At 50.1% G+C, this 7,111-nt stretch carries 9 protein-coding genes; 5 read left to right on the forward strand and 4 right to left on the reverse strand.

The window, feature by feature from the left end; translation table 11 throughout:
- Positions 1 to 191: 191 nt before the first annotated feature.
- The 5 genes from FJU30_RS26395 to FJU30_RS26415 all read left to right on the forward strand — a co-directional run bounded on the left by FJU30_RS26395 (position 192) and on the right by FJU30_RS26415 (position 4,137).
- Positions 192 to 824, forward strand: a complete 633-nt coding sequence (locus tag FJU30_RS26395; RefSeq protein WP_150437869.1) for a ParA family protein — start codon at positions 192 to 194, stop codon at positions 822 to 824.
- An 80-nt stretch (positions 825 to 904) separates the two neighbouring features.
- On the forward strand, positions 905 to 1,120 hold the full coding sequence (locus FJU30_RS26400) for a hypothetical protein (RefSeq protein ID WP_150437870.1): 216 nt from the start codon (positions 905 to 907) through the stop codon (positions 1,118 to 1,120).
- A gap of 20 nt (positions 1,121 to 1,140) precedes the next feature.
- A complete protein-coding gene (gene mobH, locus FJU30_RS26405; RefSeq protein ID WP_150437897.1) occupies positions 1,141 to 2,976 on the forward strand; it encodes a MobH family relaxase in 1,836 nt (611 codons plus the stop codon).
- 107 nt (positions 2,977 to 3,083) lie between these two features.
- Entirely contained in the window at positions 3,084 to 3,305 is a 222-nt protein-coding gene (locus FJU30_RS26410) for a hypothetical protein (protein ID WP_150437898.1), read from the forward strand.
- A gap of 154 nt (positions 3,306 to 3,459) precedes the next feature.
- Positions 3,460 to 4,137, forward strand: coding sequence for a hypothetical protein (locus FJU30_RS26415; RefSeq protein WP_150437899.1), 678 nt, complete (start codon positions 3,460 to 3,462; stop codon positions 4,135 to 4,137).
- Between the two features lie 14 nt (positions 4,138 to 4,151).
- Here FJU30_RS26415 and FJU30_RS26420 read toward each other — a convergent pair whose 3' ends face one another.
- The 4 genes from FJU30_RS26420 to FJU30_RS26435 form a co-directional block, all read right to left on the reverse strand.
- Complete coding sequence (locus FJU30_RS26420) at positions 4,152 to 4,862, reverse strand: hypothetical protein (protein ID WP_150437900.1); 711 nt, start codon at positions 4,860 to 4,862, stop codon at positions 4,152 to 4,154.
- A gap of 66 nt (positions 4,863 to 4,928) precedes the next feature.
- The gene (locus FJU30_RS26425) at positions 4,929 to 5,483 is read right to left on the reverse strand and encodes a hypothetical protein (protein WP_150437901.1); all 555 of its coding nucleotides are present in this window, start codon (positions 5,481 to 5,483) and stop codon (positions 4,929 to 4,931) included.
- Positions 5,484 to 5,563: 80 nt separating this feature from the next.
- Entirely contained in the window at positions 5,564 to 5,893 is a 330-nt protein-coding gene (locus tag FJU30_RS26430) for a hypothetical protein (RefSeq protein ID WP_150437902.1), read from the reverse strand.
- Between the two features lie 246 nt (positions 5,894 to 6,139).
- Positions 6,140 to 6,952: a DUF4238 domain-containing protein gene (locus FJU30_RS26435; protein ID WP_150437903.1), complete on the reverse strand. Its 813-nt coding sequence runs from the start codon at positions 6,950 to 6,952 to the stop codon at positions 6,140 to 6,142.
- Positions 6,953 to 7,111 lie beyond the last annotated feature (159 nt).

Below are 7,111 nucleotides of genomic sequence, written 5' to 3' on the forward strand. Positions count from 1 at the left end.
CTTTACCGAAAGGGCCAGAGGCAAAAGGCTATTTCCCTGAACAGGAAATCCTGTTTTCATGCATTCAGTCTTTAATAAAACATGCTGGATCTGTTTTTAATTAATTACCGACCAATTAGCAATTTTCCGTCAGAGTTTCTCCTGCATTCATTCTTTTGGCTTTTCAGTATTTCATGAATTCAGGAGATCCTATGATCATCAGTTTTATCAGTCAGAAAGGCGGCGTCAGCCGTTCAACGCTCGCCCGCGCCACTGCCGTTGAACTCATTCACTCAGGCAAAAAAGTACATCTCGCAGACCTGGACAGCCGGCAACAAACGTCCGCCAAATGGGCGGAACGCCGCGATAACGCCGGTATTTCTCCCGCGGTGGAAACCGGCGTTTATCGCCGACACGATGTGGCGCTAAAAGTCGCAAACAGTTATCAGTGCCTTATCATCGATACCCGTCCGTTTGTCGATATCTCTTCTCTCGATATCGCCCGTCAGTCAAACCTCGTCGTGATCGCTACCGGCACCTCACTGGATGATCTGGAACCCTCACTGCTGTTGGGCCATGAACTGGTGCATAGAGGTATCCCCCACAACCGGTTGTTCTATGTGGTCAGCAAAGCGCCCAGCCAGGCCGAAGGCCGTTCCGCCTGTCAGACCATCACCGCCTGGCAGTTTGCCTGCGCGCACACGTTCCTCACGTTTAAACCGGGTTACAGCATTGCACTGGATGCAGGGCTTTCCATCACGGAAACGCCGTGGAAAACGCTGAACCAGCGCGCCAAAAACGTGATCCACGAAATTTGCGGTCGCGCGGCCCGTCCCCTGCCTTGATCTCTTCCTGCCTGAAAACAGGAAAGAAGAAAAATCGGCATTCATGATTTCAGGCTCTTTCGGCATTCAGGACTTCCGATATGGCAAAAAAATCCGTACTCAAGTTGACGCCTCTGACTCCCCGTCCATTGGAGGTAACGAACACCGAGCACCCGACCGGTAGCACCAAACCCATTCAGATCCGCATAGATCCCCTGATGCACCGGGAAATAAAGGCCTTTGCCGCCGAGCAGGGAAAAACCATCACGGCATTTTTACTGGAGTGCTACCAGTTTTACCGCCAGATGAACAAATAACGTTATGGCAGGTTATCATCATGAAAACCGGCATTCATGCAAAACTGAAATGGCTCACCGGCAAAAAGCCAATCCCTGAACCGGCAACAGCCTCTTTGTATCAGGAAAACACGCCCGGCTGGTTATATCCGCAGAAAGCAGAAGCGCTGCTCGTCACTCCGTTGCGCCGACAACTGATGAAAATCATCTGGCAGAGAACATCGCTACCCGTCGCATTATTTAAGGAACTGTATCAAAGCCCGGTTGCACGTTTTGCCGAGCTGGTACAACAGTTTCCGGCCTCCGAATATCATCATCACTCGCATCCGGGAGGGTTGCTGGATCACACGCTGGAGGTCATGGCATTTGCGGCAAAGCTGCGCCAGCGCCATCTCCTTCCCGTTGGCGCGGCGCCGGAAGATCAGGCCCGAGAAGCCGAAGCCTGGACAGCGGGGATACTTTATGCCGCTCTGCTGCATGATATCGGGAAAATAGTGACGGATATTGAAGTCATGACCGACGATAACCAGCGCTGGTTGCCGTGGATGGGGCCGCTGGCACAACCCTATCGCCTGAGATACCAAAAAAACCGCGATCACCGGCTCCACCCGGCGATCGGAAGCCTGCTGGCCCTACAGATCCTGCCGGTTTCGGCGCTCAACTGGCTGGCGCAGTACCGGGAACTCAACGAATCCTTCCTGTATTGTATCAGCGGCCATTATGACAACGCGGGTGTACTGGGGGAACTGGTACAGGAGGCGGATCGCGCTTCGGTAGCACAGTTTATGGGGGCCAATGCCAGTCAGGCACTGACCCGCCCGCCATCCTCGCTGCCTGAACAGATCCTGACGGCCCTGCGGGAACTGGTGAGAGCGGAATTCAAGCTAAGTAACCCAAGTTCAGGCTCCGATGGCTGGCTAACAGACGACGCCCTTTGGCTTATCAGCAAAACCACCGCCGACAGAGCGCGGGCATGGCTGCTGCAACAGGGCGTAACCAGCATACCTGAAAGCAATGTCCGGCTATTTGATGAAATGCAGGCGCATGGGCTGATTGTTCCCACGCAGGAAGGTAAGGCGGTCTGGTCATGTATCGTCACCGCTGATAGCGGCTGGACGCCGGGCCGCCCACTAACATTGTTGCGCCTGGCACCATCCCGAATCTGGCCGAACGCAGAAGAACGGCCCACGCCGTTTGCCGGAAAAGTGATACCAGGCAGTACGGCGACCACTTCCACTGAAAGAGGAGACGCTGACAGCCATACCGCACCCAACATTGCCACACCTGAAAACGAACTCAGTGAGTTGGCTTTTTCTCTGTTTGCATCACCGGAACAGGAAACGGATAAACACATCCAGCCCGAATCGACTGATACAGTGGATGAATTACCGAAAGTTCAGTCCGGACAGGCAGAAGCAGAGACAGACGGCAGGGAAAACGTCAGTCTGCAACCAGAGACGCCACGTCCCGTTGCCGTACCGGAAGCCGCTCAGGTTACGGATACCGGTTTTATCAACTGGCTCAGGGAAGGCATACGAACCCATAAAATTGCGGTAAACGACACACAGGCAAGGGTCCATATGGTCGAAGGCAAAGCGTTTCTGGTCTCGCCGGAGCTTTTTAAGCTGTATGTCAGAACCACTACCGGCGCCACCGGCGATGAATGGAAGCAGGTGCAGAAAACCTTCCAGAAACTGAAACTCCATCAGCGCGGCAACGATGGTATCAACATTTTCGTTTGCGAAGTGAAAGGTCCGCGTAAAACGCGCCGGGTTAAGGGGTATCTGCTGGACAGACCGCAAGACATCTTTGATAACGCGATACCGGAGGATAATCCTTATTTGTCAGTTGTTCCGACCATTCAAAGTAGTGAATGATTTTAATCATGAGACGCTATTATCAGGCAGTCTGGTATGTATGAAAGGAGCGGCATTGCCAGTTAAAATCATTCCCCCATGTATCTATAAGCGGAGTAATAACTAAAATGAGAAAAATCAACGTTCAAGGCACGACCGTCAACATACTGGATGATGACGATATGCTGACTAACTGCGCGATAGGCTCCTATGCCATCATTGAAGATTCAGGCTATTACGTTGCCGTGCGTATTGAAGAGAAAAATGCGCCAGCAATTCACACTGACCCTTTTGCCTCTCTGGAAGAGGCGCTGGACGAGATTGCAGCTCAATGCGAGTCGTTATCATGAATTTCATCAGCAAACCAAATGCCGCCACACAATCGTTTAATTTGTACTGTACCCTTGCAACACTTAATCCAATCAGGACTGACGGATAGTTCAGTGCCAGCGGACAGCTGTATGTCCGAACGATTACTATCTCGCGTTTAGCTAACTACTGAGGATGGATTCAAATGTCACTAACACACCTGAATTGACGGCCATTATTGCGATCGCCGGCGTCGCAGCCCAGTTATTGATTGCTTATCTGGCTCGACGACAGATTGCGAGGCAACTTGATCTCCAGCACTTGGTCTCACATCGCACAACGGCGTCTTTCGTTGCTGACAAACGCCAGAAGTGGATTGATGAACTGCGCACAGACATGGCCTTCCACCTAGCCTTGTCACAGGAGATCGTCTGGAAGTGGGATTATATGCGCCAACGCGCGGAACTACGCATTCAGGAGGAAGCTGTAGATGCAGTTGGGAAAGTTGACCCGGCGAAGGCCGGGAAGATTTTACAGGAAGCTGCCGATGCGTTCTCACCGGAGAACGGTGCGCGTGACCGCGAGCATCAGGAACGACACACCCGAATTATGTTCCGGCTCAATCCACAGGAGGACTTGCACATTGAGCTCCGGCAGTGCCTCGAGTTCATCCGAGCCGCACTGAGCAAGACCCAAGGCGCGAAGACACCAGCCGAAGCCAAGATGCTGCTTGAAGAAACGACTCTCCTGATTGGCAAAGCGCAAGAACACACTGAAACCATCTTGAAGGCCGAGTGGCAGCGCGTAAAACAGGAAGTTGCTTACCCTGAAGTTTTGATGTCTGCGATACCCAATCCTGACCTGAGGAAGTAGCAGAAGGGGCGTGTCTACGTACCTGATGCACTATGCTTCAGCTTCTGTGTGATATAGACGATAGATGTGGCAGCAAACTCTAGAAAAAACTCGGCTTCGGCCTTTGTAAGGCCTGATGCAACGGTGCCGCCATGCCGGACAAATGCCTTATTGCTTGTGGCGCCGTAAGCCTGACTTACTAGTCGCTCAATATCTGGGTCGAGATTTGCCTGCTTGATAATCTTGCCTAACGTTCCGTTCGGCTCGTTGAGCAGCGCCATGAGACATGACTCGACGGCACTGATGGATTCCTTGATCGAATTTTCGAAGTCTGGCGTTGCAGAGTAAATAAAGTTCTTAGCCTTTAGCCACTGAGCACGAATCGGGTTCAGTTCATCGGCCAGAGCATCGTTTGCCTTTCCCCAATTCTTGGAAGATGATGCATGGCGTTGTATTCTCTTGAAGTCTAGCAACACATCTGCGTACAGATCTTCCACATAGGCACGACGGAGTGCATACGTATTCATCTCCTGAGATTTGCAGAAGGCATAGAAGGCTTCCAGCGATTTATGCGGATTTGGGTTTGCGTATTTCTCGTCTTCAAGTTCAAATGTTACCTCAGCATATTGATCGCGATAGGCATGAGGTTGATCAGATGTACGTCCATCCGTTGCGTATGCGATCATGAGCGCCTGAAGCTGCGTCACCTTCGCACCGAGCTCTATTGCCTTTTTGCTGTCCACCAAGTGTACTCCTGACTATAATGTTTGACCTAATCGGTCTGCCGTAAGTTGGTCCGCTTGAAGGCGTGGTTAGCTATCATTCGCACAAAGTAGATATGGCGTGACCACAAATGTGCGAATATCTGGCAACGGGTACAGTATCTTGCATAGCATGCGTACGGGAATCTGAATCCAGCGCTGCAATGCGGGAGAGATTATCTCTAACGCCTCGATGTTGGCCAAAAAGTACTCATTTTTGGGAAGCAATGTGTAGCGATAGTCGTCGTTTTTAACCTCAAAGAATATATTCAGAGCATTTTCTGAGTTCTTGTTTTCGCCCCATTGCCCAATGGTCAACTTGCCTTTGACCCAAACATTGATGGGTTTTTGTCCTGGTTCAAGATTTGGATCGTGTGTGGCATAGTCCTCAAGTGACGACTTGACTACCTTTAGCATGGCTTGAGTTGAAGTGGTAAATTGTCTAGTAACTTGACTATGAAGACCCGATTTCAGGAACGAAATTCCCGCTTGGGCATCCATGCCCTCGTTCTTTGAAATGATAGTCTTTGGTGCTACGCCGGTGGCCTCTTCGTTCTTATCTGCCAGAAAATCGAGGTCAAGATAAAGCAAATCTTCGTATGTCACACGAGGCTCCTGCTGAAGGCTAACGAATTAAGTTAGGCCGCGCCGCGAAGCGGCGTCGTCTTGAGTGAATTTTTGGACATTCAGATCCTATTACCAGTGTACTGAATCTGCCCGATGCTTTGCACATTGAAGAATAAGTAAAACCTTTCTTTGTACTCCGAGATTTCAACTTTCAGGAAATTCTGCTTAGCCTTTTCAAGTGAAGCCTCAATATAATCTCTTGCTACGTTGATGTCAGGGATGCGCTCATCAGCTCGAATGTCGTACTTGTAGGCATCTTCATTGGTATGAATTACATTGATAAACTCATCTGTGTGTTCGCTTTTGACGCTCTTGGCCTCAGCGCTGAAATATGTAATTGAGTGTCCGTTAACGTTGAGCTTCTTTTTTTTGGCATGCCAATTCTCCATATGGCTAACTAAAAATGGACGATACGTTACAGACTATGATTGGCCGTCTAGGCAAAGCAGATCTTGTCATTTTTATTGGGCAACAGCAACTCGTGTACAATTTAGGAACCTAAAAAACTCCAGATTGGAGGACTGTCCGCCTTCAGCCGAAAGTGGTTGATCACCAAGGGTCGGAATCGGCCAAAAGCGGACCATTTGCTATATATTAACCTGCATCCTTACCCGAAAACGCTGCACCACACGACTTCAGAGGGAGGCATTTCTCAATTTACGCTCCAGCAGGAAGTCCAGTGAGCGGTCTCTTGGCGGTATCCCGGGAATGTGACAAATCAAGGTGTCCATCGGGTTGTCTGGATCCTCATAGATCAAGTGTTCAGAGCAGGTAAAGGCCTCAATAAGACAGGGGCGCTCCGATTTATAGAACAGAGCGCCTTTTGAGTAAACCTGGACTGCGTGATTACAAGCCTCGACCTCCTCATTCGATAAAACAATTGAAGAAAGTCGAGGCTCCATCTGAAAGGAGGTTGGTCTACTGATGATGACGCTCATCATCGGTGTAATGGGAGCAATTATCTTAGGGCTGAGCGGAGGATGTCCAACACCCGTTACGTTATTAAATAAGCCATCTCCATAAATAAACTCTTTTCCAGATGAGAAAAGAACTGCGAATTTAGCACGCTCCCTGATGTTGTCAGCAATCATCCGCTGTGACTGCCTCATGTTCAGTCCTATGAGTGCGTTTCTTTCAGGTGTTGGAAGCTCTCCCCTAAGGTGCTCTGCTATAGAAACAGACGCTTCTCTGTTCTTGGGACTGCGGACAACTAGGGAAACCACGCATTCGGTCAAATTCTTAAGCTGGGCATCTGTGTATGGTTGATGCACAAAGCGATCTCGCAAATCACGGTCAAACAGTTCTTGTTTAATAAGTCCACTCAGCCAGTCGATAACCGATGGGAAGTTGTTATCCGCCACATCAAATTCACTCTCAAAACTCATATCCCAGGGTGAGCTATCCGCAGAGTCGCGACTGAGCTTGATATGGTGCCCATTCCCGATCATACCGAGCTTTGCAGGTGGCACACGTTTGCATGTGCCATCTCCCCCTCTGGCAGGATAGTTGACACCCCATACTGAAAATCTCTATGGGGGCAACGGAGCCTGTTATGAAACGTTATTCACCGGAACGTAAAGCCGCAGTTTTGGCCAAATTACTGCCAC

Source organism: Affinibrenneria salicis, from assembly GCF_008710095.1.

What these genes read in the sequence shown, in the direction of transcription:
- FJU30_RS26395 (WP_150437869.1), top strand. Translation starts at nt 192, where the DNA reads ATGATCATCAGTTTTATCAGTCAGAAAGGCGGCGTCAGCCGTTCAACG.
- FJU30_RS26400 (WP_150437870.1), top strand. Translation starts at nt 905, where the DNA reads ATGGCAAAAAAATCCGTACTCAAGTTGACGCCTCTGACTCCCCGTCCA.
- mobH (WP_150437897.1), top strand. Translation starts at nt 1,141, where the DNA reads ATGAAAACCGGCATTCATGCAAAACTGAAATGGCTCACCGGCAAAAAG.
- FJU30_RS26410 (WP_150437898.1), top strand. Translation starts at nt 3,084, where the DNA reads ATGAGAAAAATCAACGTTCAAGGCACGACCGTCAACATACTGGATGAT.
- FJU30_RS26415 (WP_150437899.1), top strand. Translation starts at nt 3,460, where the DNA reads ATGGATTCAAATGTCACTAACACACCTGAATTGACGGCCATTATTGCG.
- FJU30_RS26430 (WP_150437902.1), bottom strand. Translation starts at nt 5,893, where the DNA reads ATGGAGAATTGGCATGCCAAAAAAAAGAAGCTCAACGTTAACGGACAC.
- FJU30_RS26435 (WP_150437903.1), bottom strand. Translation starts at nt 6,952, where the DNA reads ATGATCGGGAATGGGCACCATATCAAGCTCAGTCGCGACTCTGCGGAT.